This window comes from Ignatzschineria ureiclastica (assembly GCF_003121845.1).
In the GTDB taxonomy this organism is placed as follows: Bacteria; Pseudomonadota; Gammaproteobacteria; order Cardiobacteriales; family Wohlfahrtiimonadaceae; genus Ignatzschineria; species Ignatzschineria ureiclastica.
On sequence record NZ_QEWQ01000003.1, the window covers coordinates 226,988 to 244,670 of the forward strand.

Here is a 17,683-nt window from a genome sequence, read left to right on the forward strand (position 1 = left end):
AAAATAGATCTTAGGATAATAGCGGAATATGCTGATTATTGAAAAACATTAAAAATTAATCATATGCTCGCTATTTTACGCCTTTTCTGATTATTTAGCCGAAAATTTAGTAAGCAATTGATCTAGCAGTTAGGTACTGATTACAAGCTCATCTTCATACACTTAAGAATAATTTTCACAAAAATCCCCGCTAGTTCCCGTACAATAGTGGGATCTATTTTCTGCAATATACTATTCTCTTTTCACGCTTATTAATGGAAAAACATATGTCCTCAGCAACACAGACTCCATCCTCGATTATTGATCCCGATAAACTCTTTATCCTTGCTGCCGGCATTGTGATTGATCCACGGGGTCGATTACTCGTTGTCCGTAAACAGAATACCGAGAAATTTATGCTTCCCGGTGGCAAAATTGATCAAGGGGAAAGCCCCATAGAAGCGCTTATTCGGGAATTTAAAGAGGAGATTGATCTGACGATTGCACCTAATCTTGCCAACTTCATCAAAACTTATGAAGCGCCGGCGGCAAATGAACCTGGTTATTTTATCCGCTCTAATCTCTTCTTTGTACTGCTACCAACGCCCATTGAGATTACCCCAAGTGCCGAGATCGCCGAGGCAAAATGGATTACACCGCAAGATGTTGCCGGTATGAACCTTGCGCCTTTAATGGTGAGCTTTGTCATTCCGACTTGGCTCGATCTGCTTAAAGATGCTGGCGAAAGCTTAGGCTTTGATACTTATTTAGATGCTTAATTCAGCTCAAACAGCGTTGCCGACATCATCAAACAATCGGCGTTATAATATCGGGATAAACATCACTTTTACTCATCATTGGATAAGGAGTTGAAATGGAACAACCTATTATTTTAGATCCTAAACAACCAGCGGATTCAGCCGTTATTTGGCTTCATGGTCTCGGCGCTTCGAAAACAGACTTTCTACCGGTTGCCCAAATTCTACAGAAAGATCTATTACCCACAACCCGTTTTATCTTACCGCAAGCACCTGTGCGCCCGGTAACGCTCAATAATGGCTTCCCGATGCCCTCTTGGTATGACATTATCGCCCTTACTTCTCCTCGTGAAATCAAACAATCTGAGCTTGATGAATCCGCACAATATGTGATCTCCTTAATCGAAGCAGAGCAAGCGAAAGGTATTCCCCTTGAACGTATTGTTCTTGCCGGTTTCTCGCAAGGTGGCGCAGTTGTATTGCATACTGCTTTTATTGCTTACAATCAACCCATCGGCGGCGTTATGGCACTCTCAACCTATAGTGCTACTTTCAACGATGAGCTAGCGATTGGCGAGAATAAAAAAGCCATTCCAACGCTCCATCTCCACGGACGACAAGATAATGTGGTAGATATTAATCTAGGACGCGCTGCAGAAACCTTCCTTCGTAGTCGGGGAATACAAACTACTTGGCACGATTATGCAATGGCACATGAAGTCATTAATGAAGAGCTACAAGATATCGCCGCATGGCTTGTCGCCCTACTGCATCCAGAAACAACCGAATCATAATAGATAACTTCATCACAATGATTTAGCTGTTATAGCAATGAGCAGGCTCTTTGTAGTCTGCTTTTTCTATTCTGCCGAGTGATATACCTGATATGGTTAATATAATAAGATGAGGACTTTTATAATTATTCAAATAATTATTCCCAAATTCAGCTATGATTTACTATTGAGATAGATAAATTGATCGAAGAAGGAATTATGACAGATACGCTTGAATACTATAATAAAAATGCCGAGCTATTTTCTGAAAATACTTTTGACGTTGATATGTCAGAACTCTATCAACAATTTCTCGACTATCTTCCCCCTAATGGAAGCATTTTAGATATTGGCTGTGGTTCTGGTCGTGATGCGCTTTTCTTTCATCAACAAGGTTACGAGGTGACTGCTTTTGACTTCTCACCTGAATTAGTGCAATTAGCACGACAAAATACAGGTTTAGATATCCAAGAAGCGAGTTTTTATGATATTGATGACATAGAGAAATATATCGGAATTTGGGCTTGTGCTTCGCTATTACACTGTGAACGATCACGCTTACCCGAAGTGCTTACCAAAATCATTAATGCACTAAAACCGGACGGCATTTGCTATCTCTCTTTTAAATATGGTTCAGAAGATCGAGAGAAAGAGGGACGACACTTCACCGATCTTAATGAAGTGCAAGCCGATCAACTACTCAAACAGTTTTCTAATATTTACCTGTTACAACAGTGGGTAACGGCAGATCAACGCCCCGATAGACAAGAGCATTGGCTCAATATCATCTTTAAAAAAGATCCTGATAGCTCTAAGACACCTTCATCGAATACTCAAATTCAATTTATTGCAGACATTCAACAACTCCTAGCTACTGCAAAAACTACCTCTACCTATAAATTCGCCCTTCTGATTAGCTTAGTTAGAATATCCATTGAAAAAAACCGATCGAATAGTGAAGCTTTGACCATTCCCATAGCAGAAATTGCTGAAAAATTTATTGAGCTTTATTGGCAACAAGCTCGCCCTTATTTTCCAGAAATTGAAGATGGGAAAAATATCGAGAATCAAGTTAATTATAGCCCCATTGAACTCCCTATTTTAAAGCAAAATACAGGAAAACAGGCTGCTATTATTAACGATATATTGAAAGCCCAAGAAAAATTTCCATCGTTATTCGATTTTAAAAAAAATAAATCTGAATGGAATAAATTGATTGATTCTACAAAAAAAACTATTCATACATATCCACTAAAGCATCTACAAATGAGTGATACCAATCCTCATGAATTTCTCTATTATTACGAACCCCAAAATAAAGAGAATATTACACTCCATCCTCATGTTGCCTTTTGCCTTACTCGCTTCTCGATCTTTATTGAAGAGATATGCCAAAAGTATTGGATGGATAATATTCGTCTCTTTAAGGATAATCAGAATAAATTTGGTAATTTCCCCAACTTAGATGATTTTCTATTTAGCGCAGATAGAAAAAATCTTACTAAAATAAAACCCGTACTCCATAAAATTCAAGATGGCTACTGTTTTTACTGTGGAAAATCAATTTCAATCAATGCTGGAGAGGTTGATCACTTTATTCCTTGGTCTCTTTATCAGTATGATACAGCCCATAATTTTGTTTTAGCTGATAAAACTTGTAATAACAGTAAAAGTAATAATCTTGCAGCCATTGAGTTCTATGAAAAATGGTTTATTAGAAATGCTCAATTTAATCAGGAAATTACGCAGGAAATTGGGAAATATGGCTTTCTTGTAGATCGTGAACGATCAGAATCGATTGCTAGAAATTATTATTTTCATGCCCAAAAACTACACGATGACAATGGATTTTGGCGACCTAAATCGACTTAATATCGCAATATTATCTGCATTCATTTAGTGGCATAATCCCAACGATTATTCCCTATTTTTAATATCTATATTCTATGGATTATCTGAGATCTGTTAGTAATAATTATTTTTCTAAAATTTTCGCAAATAAGATTGCAGCTCGGCTGTTGCTTCTCTATAGTAGCCTCTACCATAAACTCGGTGTGCTATTTTCTAGCTGATTTCTCAACGAAGAATATTGCACTCATTCCTTATCTTTTTTCACTGAAAAGTCGCGATTCTATGAATAAAAAACTCTTTCTCACGATGCTGCTTTCACTTTCGAGTGTTGGTTTTGCTCAATCTTATTATGATCAGCTCAGCCTTGGCTTAGGCGTTGGTTATCAACAGAAACCTTATATTGGCGATAATTCTGAATGGATTCCGGTGCCCCATCTTGAATATCAATCAGGCCCATTCTTTATTAAAGGCTTAAAACTGGGCGTAAATGTCATGGAGTTTTCCCAAACAAAAGTGGATCTTCATCTCAACTATCAAGCGCTAAACTTTAAACCAGGGGATTCTCATTGGCCTTATGATAGACTTGATAAACGTAAATCTACCATTCAATTAGGTGCCGGCATTAATCATCAATTTGATAATAACGTCTTTATTAGTGGCGATATCCAAGGGGATATTTTAGGCCGCAGTAAAGATGTCGTTGCGAATGCCAATATCGGCTATGTTTATCGTGTGAATGATCATTTCACTTTAGTGCCAAGAGCTGGATTAACCTGGGATGATAAGAAGCATAACCGTTACTATTATGGAGTTTCAGCAGAAGAATCTGCACGTACCGGCATTCATCAATATCGTCCGGGAAGTTCAGTAACGCCGCATATCGGAATCGGTATGGCGGTGAAAGCGACGGATCGTTTTCATGTCTTTGGCGGCATGGAATTTCAATTCCTCCCAAGTGATGTGAAAGATAGCCCCATGACTAAGCGCTCTACCTTAAGTAGCTTTGCTTTAGGATTAAACTATAATTTCTAAATTTTTAGACTTCTAAAATGATGATTGATTCTATAATCAATCCTTAAAAGTGATCACAAAAACGCCAAACAATGGATGAACTGTTTGGCGTTTTATTATTGTGGGATGCTATTCGATACGATATCTCATTCCCTTATACTTTACTGCCGGTGTTTTCTTGTTGTAGCGATTGCTGTAATCGCTTGTAATATCGATATAATCCCCACAGTGCTAATAATCCATAAACACCCATTAGGATGATAATATTAATCACTTCCGACTGGATATTATGGATACCCCCGCCCATCTGATTGAGCGTAATCATGCTAGTAATCCCTGGAAAAACGGGGAAGATATAAGTGATCCACTCCAATAACGGCGGGACTAACTCCTTCGGCCAGCTCATGCCGGATAAGAAGAAGAGAAGCATACTTGACGGCATAATAATCAAAAATACATCATCAAACTTCCGGAAGAATTGCCCGAAGAAGATCCCCATAAAGATCGTACCCGATAAGAATGGGATCGAAAAGAGTAAAATCCGCGGAATCGTACCATGGAATGGGAGCTGATAATAGATCGGTGTTAGCCCCATATAAGCCACAAAAATCATTAAACTCACAATAAAGTAAGCCAACCACTTCCCTATTAAAACAGAGAAAGCGACTGCAAAAGGCGCAGTTTTTTCATCACTCACAAGCGCTTTATCAAAGTCTGAGCGCCGACCTAAAATAATAGAGATAACGACCGCAAGGAATAGACATTGATAAACGATCAATACATATACCGGTGGAATCACATAGGTTGCATAACCATTTTGTGGATTATAGAGCGGTACAAATACCGGCGTAATCGGCGAGCTATTCCCAAGCGCTATCGCCGGATCAACGCCCATGCTGATCTGCTTCGCAGCCCCAATCTCTCGACTATAATTTTTGACAACGGATTGTACTGCCGAAGAGATCTTACTATAGATGATGACGTAACTTGCATCGCCATAATAAGAGAGCGCACCAGAACGACCACTTAAAATATTCTGCTCAAAATCGAAAGGAACCCAAATAATCGCATAAACATCACGATTACGCATGAGATGTTCTGCTTCCTGCATTGTCGAGACATAACCTACAACATTGATACTATCTGTAGCATTGAGCTTGCGAATAATCTCTCGACTCATTGTCGAATTATCATGATCGACAACAATCGTGGGCGCTTCCCGTACCTCTTCATTATTATAAGGAATAGGATAGTAGAAGAAATAGAGAATCGAGCCAGAAATTAAAATGCTCAACACAGCTTCTACACGAAAGATATTCAAAAACTCATTGAAGAAGACTTTTAAAGTTGTTTTAAACACGTTTTGCCCCCTTTTTGAGTAGGTGCATCCGTAGCGCTACCAAAAGATAGATCACAATACCAATAATCACCATCCATAGAATAGGCTCTAAGTTATAAGGTAATTCATGACCTCGAAGCGTCTGATCCTGCCGGACTTCTGAATACCAAGTAATTGGTAAAACAGCCCCCCAAGCAATAGCGTACCAGCTCATCGCAATTCTTGGGAAGAAGAGCCCAACAAACCCAAATGCCGGCGAAGAGAAGCTACTTGCCGCGCCGTAGTTAATCACTTTTTGCGGTAACCAAAGCGTAAAGAACATAGCCCATAATTGTGCGGTAAAGATAAAGATCACCGTTCCCACATAGAGAATGGTCAAGGAACCTCGTACCGGTAGATCATAAAAGAGAATCAGCACAGCATCTAAAATCATATGAACAATCACAAACCATAAGAGATAAGGCAGTGTCTTATTGATGATATAGCGCATAAAAGAACCATTAGCCATCGCAAGCGGTACGGCAAGACCGCCGGCCTTATATTTATCCCGCGCGACAGTATAGACCATTGTCATCATAATTAAGATTTGCAACAACGTCGGCACAACGCCATTGACTAAGGTATAGACATAGTTGAGCGTGGGATTAAAGACAGGATGCGTTTCAAGCTTAATCGGTGAGAGCTGCTGCTCTGCAATCTTCCGCGCAGTCCCCTGCTTGAGCATTGTTTCCGTCTGATAATCGGCAATAATCGCCGCTAACGTCTGCATAAAGCCTTTATTCAGCGTACTACCTACAGACATATATTGCTGATTATAAAAAGTTGTAATTTCAGGAGAATTATTAGCCAATAAATTCTTCTCAAAATCACTGGGAATAAAGAGAATCCCGTAGACTTCGCCGGAAAGTAGTGCTTGTTTGGCATCAAAAAGCGAGTTATCTCGTTTAGCAATGAGAATTTCAGGCTTTGCCGCCATTTTCTGAATCACCTCTCTCGAAGCCACGCTACGATCCATATCCACCACAGTAATGGGCGCTCTCTCAATCACACCTTGTTGAAACAGATATGTAAAAAAGAGCACAACTAACAGAGGATAACAGAAGAGCGCAAAAGCCAGCGGCTTTGCCCGAAAAATGACGCGTATCTCCCGAAAGAGTAGCGAAAAATAGTGCTGTTTGACAGCCGTTTCTGTAACACGTTGTTCCATCTAATAACCTGATCTAGAAAGGATCTATAAAGAATCTATAGAAGATCTATAGAGGATCGATGAGAAGATAATGCTATCCTCTCATCTTAAATCGATCTTTAGTGATCTCATTGGTGATTTCAAGGGATTTACTCAGTATGACGACGTGACTTCCAATCGGCTATCACGCTCATGCCCGGCAATAGACCCTCATCTTTATTCACAGGTCTTGCACGCACTTCAAAAGTCCGTAGATCAAAATCGCCGGTTGCCTTTGTCGCCTGCCAGTTTGCAAACTGCCCTAAAGGATTGATTGCTTGAATATAGACATCGATACTCTTTTTAAGTGCCGGTACATAGATATTAAAATGATCGCCCACCGCTGCATAGTTAAGGTAATCTTCCCGAATATTAAAAGTTAACCAAAGATCATCCATATCAACGATAGAATAGAGTGGCGTACCAGGATTATAGAGTTGCCCTACTTCGGCGACTCTAACGGTCACTTGCCCATCTGCCGGTGAATAGACCGTTAGGGTTTCATAATCATTTTTAACTTGATTGAGTGCAGCGAGCGCTTGATCTACCTGTGCATCTGCTAAACGCTTCTGTTCAATACTACTGCCGTTGACAGCAAGCTCATAATTCGCTTTTGCAGCAGAAGCCGCATCAACTGCCGAGCTAAATGAGTTTCGCGCAACATCTAAATTTTGTTGTGAGATCCCGCCTTTTGGTGCGGCTTGTTCCATTCGTTCAAGGTTGCTTTTCGCAAGTGCTAAATCCGCTTCTGCTTTCTCATATTGTGCCCGCATTGCTTCAATGGTTTCAGGACGGGTACTATAAACCACATCACGATTAGCCACCGACACATTATATTGCGCTTTCGCTGTTTCTAACTGCGTAGCAAGCGCTGGACTCTCTAATTGTAAGAGCAGATCCCCTTTCTTTACTTTATCCCCTAATTCCGCATACAATGCCGTTGCTCGACCTTGTACCCGTACAGAGATATCGACACGATTCGCCGCGACTTCCCCTTGGAAGACGAGCTCAGGACGATGATTAGAGATATAGTAGAGAGTAACAATAAGTAGGACAATAATTCCCACCAAAATTGCGACAGTTTTTTTGATATTTTGCATAGGATTAAACCTTAATTGATCGTTATCCAAAGAGTGAATCTAATGAAAATTAGGTCTCATATAATAACACGATCATTGTCAATAGAGTTATCCCCAACTGATCACAATATCCCTATCTAACGCCATTTTTCACTATCTTATTGAAGATATTTATCTTTCATTCAGCAAATAAATACTATTTTTTCCCATCACATCCTATTTTTAAAAAATAAAATGCCTTATCACAACCCATTTTATGGCGGATATTTTGAGATAAATCGAGAGATAATCCCGGAATAATATAGTAATATCGGTTCAAAATAAGCTTATTTAAATGCCGGCGCATCGGCTGTAATAAGTCAGGAAGCCATTCTATCCGGCATCTTGCAAATGTTGTTTAAAATCATTTTTCTTAAACCCAATTTACTATAAACCACTTCAATGATAAAAATAGCTAAACAACTCCATTAACACGCCTATTCTCATTGAAAATTTAAATAAAATAGCTGAAATAAAATATCCTATGAATCCTATAGGGTATAGGGATCCGCTCTCCTCCCCTCTCTTTGATTTGAGTCCATTGCGGCACAATCACTTTTCAAAATAAGAAAAGCCTTCTAAATTAATACTCGAACGAAAATCAGTAATTAAGTCCGCAACAATATTGGCGCTGCCGGCAGCTAGGGTAAATCCTAAACTACCATGGCCGACATTCAACCATAAATTGCGATATTGAGTTCGCCCTAAAATAGGGGATCCTTTCGGCGTTGCAGGACGTAGGCCGCTCCAAGCTCGCGCCTGATCTAATCCTTTAATTTCGGGAAACGTTGCTTGAACCTGCGTTTTAAGGGCATCTATTCGCCGAGTTCTAATGCCACTCTTGTCATATCCGATATCCACCATTGCGGCAATACGTAATCGATCCCCTAATTGTGCATAAACGGTTTTATGGGCATAATCGGTCACACTTAATGTGGGAATGGTTTGTGCCTCAAATTGAGATTCAGCATTTTCAAGTGTTAAGCTGTAGCCTTTTAACGGATAGATCGGTAGATCAATCTTCAGAGGTTTCACTAACGCTCGACTCTCATTGCCGGCACAGATCACTAGATGTTTCACTAGCATCTCTCCTTGGGAGGTTTGCAGCGCAACAACGCGCCCTTCTCGCTCAACTATATGATTTACTTTGCAATCTGTCACTAAGGTAAATTGTGAAGAGCGCTGTAGATAATCTAAGAGCGATAAACAGTAGGCGTAAGAATCGGCGGTTTCATCAAAAGGAGCATAGATTCCGCCTTGAATATTTGAGCGAGTAGCCGTTAAAGCCGGCTCTAATTCACAGACTTCATCGGCATTTAAAACTTGTTGAAATTCAGGATCGATTTTTTCCCGCGCCTGAGTAAAATCGGAGGCACTCCGATGAAGAATTAATTTTCCAGAACGTTGCCAATGAAAATCTTGTGTCAAAATCTCCCGGCGCCAGTGCGTTAAAATCGATTGACTATAGAGTGATAACCGTAAGAGATGAGCCTCTGTGATCTGATGTTGCCGCTTATTGCAAGCGCGCATAAATTGTAACAACCAACGCCACTGAGTAAGTGAGGGTTGTAGCCGCATATTAAGTGGGGAGCTAATCCTCCCCATCCACTTAATCCCTTGCCAAATCACGCCCCGATCGGCTAAGGGTGATACATACCGATAACTTAGTTGACCTCCGTTAGCAAAGCTTGCGCCTTGTCCAACGCCATCTTCAGCATCTAAGAGCGTGACATGCGCCCCTTTTAGAATGAGCGCTAATGCTGTCGATAGGCCAATTACTCCTCCACCTACAATAGTGATATATTTTGCCATCTTTTATTATTTAACCTCTAAGATCGGTAAGAATCATTAAAGAGGATTTAAAAGATAACCACAATTGACATTATCGTACTTGGTATAACTTTTGGTTATGATCTTTGAGACGCTTCTGCAAAAAACGGTGCAATAATCGTTGATAATCTTGTGCAATTTTACGTAAAGGACGCTCGGCCTGGTGCATAATACAGAGATCTAACATCAGAGGTTCCGATAGAGGATAAATCATTGATAATGGCAAAACTTCCATCGCCGAAAAGATATCACTAATTGTGCAACCAATCCCCCGTTTTACAAATTCTGCCGCCATATAATAAGTATGCACATTCAGCTGAGGGGTTTGAAAGGTGCGATATTGATGAATTAGCATCGAAAGAGAATCAGCACCGGGATTAATCCAACGAGATTCATCAATCGCTTCTACCGACATCTGCTTCCCATTAATCGGGGAGGCATCGAGATATACAAGCGGTACTTTAGCAATCGGAATCGATGAGATCCCCTGTTCTTTAAGCGGTTTAAAGCTAATGGCAAAATCGAGTTGATAGCTGTTGAGTAAACGTAATAGTTCGGTCGTATGATAGGTACTTACCTCAATATTACCCTGCGGATGTAAACGGATAAATTCAGCGGTTACTTCAGGGATTAAACTTAATCCTAGGCTCGGCAAACAGCCAATCGAAAGATCGCCCTGAGGTTTTTCTGCTAAATTTTCAGCAATGGCTTGAAAACCACTCAATTCTTCATAGACCGTTTTGGCTTTATCATAGAGAATAAGCCCCTCTTTAGTCGGGATCAACTTCCCCCGTACGCGCTCAAAAAGCGGATACCCTAAGCGTATCTCCGCATGCTTAATCGTTTTACTCACCGCAGGTTGTGAAACATTGAGCATATCCGCAGCTCTTGAAATAGATCCACAAAGCATTACCGCATAAAAAGCCTCTAAATGACGCGCATTCATATCGATCCTTTCTCATCAATTATTTTTCAGATAGCACTTATGATACAAGATCGTACAAGAAAAGTGCGGATTGAAATACTTGGAAAAATAAGCGCAGTGACATTTCTAATCGCTATCTCTCCTAGTGATTATAGTCAATTGGATTTAAGACAAGGTTTTTAAGTGACTACTATGGGATCTTAAAAAAGATCCAATATTATATAGATTAACTTATTATATATAATGTTTATTAGAACTTAATCTATCGATTATTACTATCAGCCCCTATAAATAGGATTCTAACAATAAGCGTGATGAGAATAAAACCTATAATAACACTCTCTAACAAACCCCAACTTAATATAATTAAATCAAATAATTACATCAAACGCATACAGTAATTCTCTCAAAAGATATCGCTCACTATAGACTTTTTACAAGCTCACTCCCTCGCTTTCAGAAAAGAGCATTTGTCAATTTTTTTAAATATTATTAAAAATAAATATTGATTTAATTAGATTATTTATATAATATTACCTACATAACAAATGTACTAATTAAATCATTCGTTATTAGTTAATATATTATTGATTATATATTAACCTATCTGTTTGTAATTCAATCATATTATACTCAAACCTATGAAGGAGAATATATGAAAGGTATCGGTGTTGCACTTTTTGTAATAGGAATTATTGGATTATTACTCTGTGTGCTTATGCTTAAAGATATTGATGTTGTTGCTGCAGGTGCGGTTGCGGCGGTAGTAGGTATCTTAAATGGTATCGGCTTCTTCCACTTAAGTACCCTTTTAAGCAAGAAAGAAATTTCTCAACAAACAAATAGTTAATTGATATTTCACTAGGGCAATGTTTTGTGTCCTATCGAAGATTATTCTGCTCAATAATCCTAAATAGTAGATCAATTTCACTGCCTTAGCTTACTTTTAAATTTTACTTTTAAACAGAAGGAAAATAGATATGAAAGGTATTGGTGTAGCATTATTCATCGTAGGTATCGTAGGCTTATTACTTTGTGCAGTGATGCTCAAAGATATTGATGTAGTTGCAGCAGCGGCTGTTGCTTCTGTAATCGGTATTTTAAGCGGAATCGGTTTCTTCCAATTAAGCGGTCACCTTGATAAGAAGTAAATGCCAACCAGCATAAAATAGAAGTCATCAATCATATGATGCATTTCTATCAGTCTATAAGATTATCCAATCATTCATAAAGTATACTGTAAGCCCTCAAACCTAAGTCAGATACCTCAAATGAGGATTGCGATAATCTTACCCTAAACCCCATAATCTTTCTAAGAGATTGTGGGGTTTTCTAATAGGTGTTTATAATAAGGCTTTATAATAGAACTACTTATTAAGTTCTTCACCTATCTTAAAAAAACAGAACGATATATTTTTATGTATTATGATATACCTTAGATGCCATAAAATAATACCTACAGTATGATGCATTACAAGAGTATATAGATCATAAATAGCTATAACAAATCACTACCAGTATGGTATTGATTATCTAATATAGACTTCAATGAAACAATAGAAATAAAGGACAATAATGAAACAGCCCTCTTCCCTTGATCGCTATAAACTTCCTCCACAAGCGCTCCATATTTTAGTACCGCTATTTCTCTCCGGTAGTATGTCCTGTATTGTCTCATTAGTGAGTACACTCATGAGTATCGGCTTCGCGGGGTTTGTCTTTAAAGAATGGCTAGGTGCTTGGATGTTCTCTTGGCTCATCGCCTTTCCCTCAGTCCTCATTCTATTGCCAATTATGCGTAAGTTTGCCAGTTTCTTTATTCGAAAAAATCCTTAACTTTTGAATAGTTAAACACAGAAACGATACTTTTGTAGCCCCAATAAAAAACGCTAAAGCGGAATTAATGTCCACCTTAGCGTTTTGTTGTATTCAATCATTGACTACATAGAGAGCGATTGAAGGATTGATCACTCATTGATGAGTCATTCCTCCTTCAAGTCGTTCATATCAAAATTTTAAGCGATTACTCAACATCTTTCATCGTTAAACGGATACGGCCCTGACGGTCGATCTCAAGTACTTTTACTTTCACTACTTGCCCTACCGCTAAATGATCACCCACATTAGAGATACGCTCTTCTGAAGGGATTTGTGATACGTGAACCATACCATCTTGACCAGGACGAAGATTCACAAAAGCACCGAAGTCCATGATACGTACAACCGGCGCTTCATATACTGAACCGATTTCGATATCAGAAGTAATCTCTTCAATGCGTTTTTTCGCAGCTTCTGCTTGATCATTATTCACCGCAGAGATACGCACTTCACCGCTATCTTCGATTTCGATAATGGCACCCGTTTCTTCGGTAATCGCACGAATTGTCACGCCGCCTTTACCGATCACATCACGAATCTTATCTGGATTGATACGAATCGTCGTGATACGTGGTGCAAATTCAGAGATTGAATCACGTGATTCACTGATCACTTTATTCATCTCATCAAGAATATGTAATCTTGCCACTTTAGCTTGTGATAATGCAGTATCCATGATCTCTTTCGTGATACCATCAATTTTGATATCCATCTGAAGCGCTGTAATACCATCTTTTGTTCCAGCGACTTTAAAGTCCATATCGCCAAGATGATCTTCATCACCAAGAATATCGGTTAATACCGCATATTGCTCGCCTTCTTTAATAAGCCCCATCGCAATACCGGCCACAGGTGCTTTTAAAGGTACACCGGCATCCATAAGCGCAAGTGAGCTTCCGCAGACTGAGGCCATTGAGCTTGAGCCATTGGATTCTGTGATTTCAGATACCACACGAATCGTGTATGGATACTCTTCCATATTCGGCAATACCGCAGCAACACCGCGTTTTGCCAAGTTACCATGACCAATTTCACGACGTTTTGGTGAACCTACACGTCCTGTTTCGCCGACTGAATAGGGAGGAAAGTTATAGTGCAGCATAAAGCTCTCTTTATACTCACCTGAAAGCGCATCGATAATCTGCGCATCACGCTCCGTACCTAATGTTGCAACCACCATTGCTTGCGTTTCACCACGAGTAAAGAGTGCAGAACCATGAGTGCGTTTTAATACACCAACGCGCGATACGATTGGACGAACTGTTTTAGTATCACGACCATCAATACGTGGCTCACCTGCAATGATTTGACCACGAACGATATCCGCACTAATACGACCAATTTCTGCCGAAACTTCTGCCGCTGTAAAACTATCTTCGTCATCAGAAACTAGTGCTTCAATCGCTTTCTCTTTTGCTGCATTAATAGCCGCACCACGATCTTGTTTAACGGTAATTTTGAATGCCGCTTCTAAATCTTTACGCGCAATATCTGATACTGCAGTTTGTAGCGCAATGTTCGCTTCAGGCGCTTCGAATGGGAATGGATCATTACCCACTTTATCTGCAAGTGCTTTGATATTTTCGATCACCACTTGGAATTCGTTATGACCAAACATCACAGCGCCGAGCATCACTTCTTCACTTAAAAGGTTCGCTTCAGATTCCACCATTAATACTGCATTTTCAGTACCGGCAACCACTAAATCAAGATCAGACGTCTCTAGCTCTGTACGTGTTGGGTTAATGATATATTGACCATTTTTATAACCAACGCGCGCAGCACCTAATGGCCCATTGTAAGGTAATCTTGCAATTGAAAGAGCCGCTGATGCACCGATCATCGCAACGATATCTGTGCTGATTTCTGGGTTGATTGATACAACCATCGCCACGATTTGCACTTCATTGGTGAATGCTTCGTGGAAAAGTGGGCGGATAGGACGATCGATCAAACGTGAGATTAAGATCTCTTGCTCAGAAGGACGACCTTCGCGACGGAAGAAGCCACCTGGGATTTTACCGGCAGCATAGGTTTTTTCTTGATAATCCACTGTTAATGGAAAGAAGTCACGACCAGGATCTGCGCTTTTTGCTGCAACAACAGAGACAAATACGGTTGTACCTTCCATATCTACCATTACCGCAGCCGTTGCTTGACGCGCGATTTCAGCAGTTTCGATCGTAACCTTACGACCACCATAGGTAAATTCTTGTACGATTGGTTCTAATTTCATAATTTCCTCTTATTTTTAATTCTCAAAGCCTTTAATAAAGCCTATAGAATCTAAGGGAACTGTTTTAATGCTCTGACAAAGATCATCACAGAGCCTTAAAACAGTGCCCCTATAGATATCTCTATTAAAGGCCAACATAACAAACCGATGATCGATCTGTTTTACTACTATCTTTCTGCGAATAATTCTCATTGATCACTCATTGAGTATCACTTCGCAGTAAAATATATAAAAAACCCTCACATAAAACTTATGCGAGGGCTACATTTCACAGACAGATTACACCTAGCGCATAGATTGTGTGCGAAATATAATCTGCGAGAAACTGCATCTTTATCAATTAACGACGTAATGATAAACGATCGATAAGATCTTGATAACGACCTAGATCTTTTGATTTTAAGTATGTAAGCAATTTACGACGTTTGTTTACCATTTGAAGAAGACCACGACGTGAGTGATGATCTTTTTTATTCACTGCAAAATGCGCTTGAAGTGCATTAATGTTGAATGTTAAAAGTGCAACTTGCACTTCTGGTGAACCTGTGTCGTTTGCGCCACGACCAAAATCTTTAACGATCTCTGCTTTTTTCTCAACTGATAACATAAATTTAAACTCCAAAATAATATAAAAGTGTCAATGGCGATGACAGCATTTACTGCCGGCATTATAGTATGATTCCGTTAAAATACCAAACTAATTCCATTGCCTATTTAAATTATCGCCTGCTTGTAATCCAAGCTTCTCAGCCATACCCGCATTGAGCTCAAGCACATATTTCCCCGGCGCTTTTGAGGGATAAGATGGACAGTGGGCACTCTTGCAAGGCTCAGCAGTGACAATATCCACAATCTCACCATTTTCCGCAATATAGATAATATCTAGCGGGATAAGCGTATTTTTCATCCAAAAAGAGAGCGGTTGCGTAGAGGGAAACATAAAGAGCATTCCCCGATCTTCCGGCATTGATTCTCGATACATCAATCCTTTAGCCTGAGCATAGCCATCTAGTGCTAACTCCACTAAAATAGGTTGTCCCCCGACAATCATCTCCCCTTCCCGTAAACCAGAAATAGGTGACAAACCAAAACTTGGCTTAACAATACCAGCTCGATTTTGTTGAAAAGTCACTAGATCAGGACTCTGTGTCACCGCTTGTTGTCCAATGGCCAAGTTATTAGTGACAGTTAGCAATCCTAAGCTACCTACCACCGTCAGCAATAATGTCCGTTTCCACAGTTTGATCGATTTTTGCATCTCTGATAGTCCCATATTATGCTTCGTCCTCCTCATCGTCCCAATCAGCACCTTCAGCCATCTCTTCATCTTCACAGAGTAAAATGCCGTCATTGACTAATTGCACCAGAAATTGCTTAGCAACATCTGAGCTTAAAGCCTCTTCCAGCGCTTCATATTCCAAAAACTCTGAATTGACAATATAAGTTACCAATGCCTTTTCCGACTTCGGTAGTGAGTAAGATTTACCGGCAGCAAAGAGATAAATTGCATCATTGATCTCCCGATGCAATAGCGTAATGCCGGGATGTACTTCAAGCGCGCCGCCATCATCTAAGAATTCAACAAGTGATTCTTCATCCATCGGCTCATCGAGAGGCTCCGGTGTTTGAAACATCTTAGGTTCAGTAATAAAAGCCCCAAACCATTCACTCACCATCTCCCGATTATGGGTTAAGCTCTCTTGCAATACCGCCATTACTCGATCAATTGCATCATCTGTTAAGTGACCATATTCAGTGGCAACCGGCAGCGAAGGATCACTAAAACGGGCATCCTCAGCAATCTTATCAAACTGCATTTCGATAAAATCTCGGAACATCTCCCGATGCTTCGGTGCGCGAAAGCCCACAGACCAGGTCACACTCCGACCAATATTCACGCCATAATGACCAATTCTCGGGGGTAGATAGAGCATATCGCCAGGCTCTACAATCCACTCTTCATCCGCTTTGAAATTCTCAATCAGACGGATATCCACGCCATCGACAAAGTCATCTTCGGAGACCGGCGCATAGCTAATCTGCCAACGCTTCTTCCCCATTCCTTGAATCAGGAATACATCATAATCATCCCAATGTGCACCAACGTTTCCGCCCTCTTCCCCAAGGCTCACTTGTAGATCATCTAAGCGCCAATTCGGGATAAATTGAAACGGCGCAGTCATCGCTTTTAATTCCGGCAGATTCTTCTCCACATCATTAATCACGAGCATCCACTTCTTATCTTTAAGAGCTGTAAAATCCGCCTCTACTGCCGGCCCCATTTTCAATTGCCAAGGACGCTCTCCTCCTGATTCAAAGATAAAACGAGAGGGAATAAAAGGCTCTAAGGCTAATCCAGCAATCTCATCGGCATCAATCGGATCTTCAAAATCAGGAAATGCATTTTTAATAAAGAGCGGTTTCTTCTGCCAGTATTCAGTTAAAAATTCTCGAGCAGTCAAGCCACCTAAGAATGAAAGGGGTTTATCTTGTGTCATAATATCTATCGCTTTTCAAAAATTAATATATCGCTATATCTATCTATATCTTGTATCAGATAATGATACTCGAATGAGTAGTAAAAAGACCATTTAATAATAGAAGATATTACGCTATTTTCAGCATAATTCTTACACCTCTCCAACTTTACTTTGATCTATCACAATAATGGAGGTAAGCATTCTAGTCTGAAAATAGATCTGTTATAGTATGGCAAGACAACTCCTCATTGATGAGTCCTATCATCTTTTGTAACCACAT

Annotated in this window: 16 protein-coding genes; 7 read left to right on the forward strand and 9 right to left on the reverse strand. The window is 39.9% G+C overall.

Annotated elements, in window-relative coordinates; translation table 11 throughout:
- Nucleotides 1-266 precede the first annotated feature (266 nt).
- From DC083_RS04960 to DC083_RS04975, 4 genes are all read left to right on the forward strand, one after another.
- The gene (locus DC083_RS04960; RefSeq protein WP_109189139.1) at nt 267-758 is read left to right on the forward strand and encodes an NUDIX hydrolase; all 492 of its coding nucleotides are present in this window, start codon (nt 267-269) and stop codon (nt 756-758) included.
- A gap of 95 nt (nt 759-853) precedes the next feature.
- Nucleotides 854-1,531 (forward strand): alpha/beta hydrolase, encoded by a 678-nt coding sequence (locus DC083_RS04965; RefSeq protein WP_109189140.1) that lies wholly within the window; start codon nt 854-856, stop codon nt 1,529-1,531.
- Nucleotides 1,532-1,729: 198 nt separating this feature from the next.
- Nucleotides 1,730-3,382 (forward strand): methyltransferase domain-containing protein, encoded by a 1,653-nt coding sequence (locus DC083_RS04970; RefSeq protein WP_109189141.1) that lies wholly within the window; start codon nt 1,730-1,732, stop codon nt 3,380-3,382.
- Nucleotides 3,383-3,643: 261 nt separating this feature from the next.
- Nucleotides 3,644-4,393 (forward strand): MipA/OmpV family protein, encoded by a 750-nt coding sequence (locus DC083_RS04975; RefSeq protein ID WP_229822479.1) that lies wholly within the window; start codon nt 3,644-3,646, stop codon nt 4,391-4,393.
- Between the two features lie 133 nt (nt 4,394-4,526).
- Here DC083_RS04975 and DC083_RS04980 read toward each other — a convergent pair whose 3' ends face one another.
- The 5 genes from DC083_RS04980 to DC083_RS05000 all read right to left on the reverse strand — a co-directional run bounded on the left by DC083_RS04980 (nt 4,527) and on the right by DC083_RS05000 (nt 10,830).
- Nucleotides 4,527-5,732 carry an ABC transporter permease gene (locus tag DC083_RS04980; protein WP_109189142.1) on the reverse strand — a complete coding sequence of 402 codons (1,206 nt, stop codon included), beginning with the start codon at nt 5,730-5,732 and terminating at the stop codon, nt 4,527-4,529.
- Nucleotides 5,725-6,918 carry an ABC transporter permease gene (locus tag DC083_RS04985; RefSeq protein WP_109189143.1) on the reverse strand — a complete coding sequence of 398 codons (1,194 nt, stop codon included), beginning with the start codon at nt 6,916-6,918 and terminating at the stop codon, nt 5,725-5,727. The genes DC083_RS04980 and DC083_RS04985 overlap by 8 nt, the downstream gene beginning before the upstream one ends.
- 128 nt (nt 6,919-7,046) lie before the next feature.
- On the reverse strand, nt 7,047-8,036 hold the full coding sequence (locus tag DC083_RS04990) for an HlyD family secretion protein (RefSeq protein WP_109189144.1): 990 nt from the start codon (nt 8,034-8,036) through the stop codon (nt 7,047-7,049).
- 570 nt (nt 8,037-8,606) lie between these two features.
- Nucleotides 8,607-9,866: a D-amino acid dehydrogenase gene (locus DC083_RS04995; protein WP_109189145.1), complete on the reverse strand. Its 1,260-nt coding sequence runs from the start codon at nt 9,864-9,866 to the stop codon at nt 8,607-8,609.
- Nucleotides 9,867-9,936: 70 nt separating this feature from the next.
- Nucleotides 9,937-10,830 carry a LysR family transcriptional regulator gene (locus DC083_RS05000; protein WP_109189146.1) on the reverse strand — a complete coding sequence of 298 codons (894 nt, stop codon included), beginning with the start codon at nt 10,828-10,830 and terminating at the stop codon, nt 9,937-9,939.
- A gap of 634 nt (nt 10,831-11,464) precedes the next feature.
- On the opposite strand from DC083_RS05000, the gene DC083_RS05005 reads away from it, so the two are divergent.
- From DC083_RS05005 to DC083_RS05010, 3 genes are all read left to right on the forward strand, one after another.
- The gene (locus DC083_RS05005; RefSeq protein WP_109189147.1) at nt 11,465-11,659 is read left to right on the forward strand and encodes a hypothetical protein; all 195 of its coding nucleotides are present in this window, start codon (nt 11,465-11,467) and stop codon (nt 11,657-11,659) included.
- Nucleotides 11,660-11,789: 130 nt separating this feature from the next.
- Nucleotides 11,790-11,960 carry a hypothetical protein gene (locus DC083_RS10225; RefSeq protein ID WP_189364589.1) on the forward strand — a complete coding sequence of 57 codons (171 nt, stop codon included), beginning with the start codon at nt 11,790-11,792 and terminating at the stop codon, nt 11,958-11,960.
- Nucleotides 11,961-12,384: 424 nt separating this feature from the next.
- Nucleotides 12,385-12,645: a DUF2798 domain-containing protein gene (locus tag DC083_RS05010; protein WP_109189148.1), complete on the forward strand. Its 261-nt coding sequence runs from the start codon at nt 12,385-12,387 to the stop codon at nt 12,643-12,645.
- Between the two features lie 187 nt (nt 12,646-12,832).
- Here DC083_RS05010 and pnp read toward each other — a convergent pair whose 3' ends face one another.
- The 4 genes from pnp to DC083_RS05030 all read right to left on the reverse strand — a co-directional run bounded on the left by pnp (nt 12,833) and on the right by DC083_RS05030 (nt 17,421).
- On the reverse strand, nt 12,833-14,923 hold the full coding sequence (gene pnp / locus DC083_RS05015; RefSeq protein WP_109189149.1) for a polyribonucleotide nucleotidyltransferase: 2,091 nt from the start codon (nt 14,921-14,923) through the stop codon (nt 12,833-12,835).
- 340 nt (nt 14,924-15,263) lie between these two features.
- Nucleotides 15,264-15,530: a 30S ribosomal protein S15 gene (gene rpsO / locus DC083_RS05020; RefSeq protein WP_026879137.1), complete on the reverse strand. Its 267-nt coding sequence runs from the start codon at nt 15,528-15,530 to the stop codon at nt 15,264-15,266.
- Nucleotides 15,531-15,620: 90 nt separating this feature from the next.
- On the reverse strand, nt 15,621-16,196 hold the full coding sequence (locus DC083_RS05025) for a DUF192 domain-containing protein (protein ID WP_157954895.1): 576 nt from the start codon (nt 16,194-16,196) through the stop codon (nt 15,621-15,623).
- A gap of 1 nt (nt 16,197) precedes the next feature.
- Nucleotides 16,198-17,421 (reverse strand): JmjC domain-containing protein, encoded by a 1,224-nt coding sequence (locus DC083_RS05030; RefSeq protein ID WP_109189151.1) that lies wholly within the window; start codon nt 17,419-17,421, stop codon nt 16,198-16,200.
- Nucleotides 17,422-17,683: the final 262 nt, after the last annotated feature.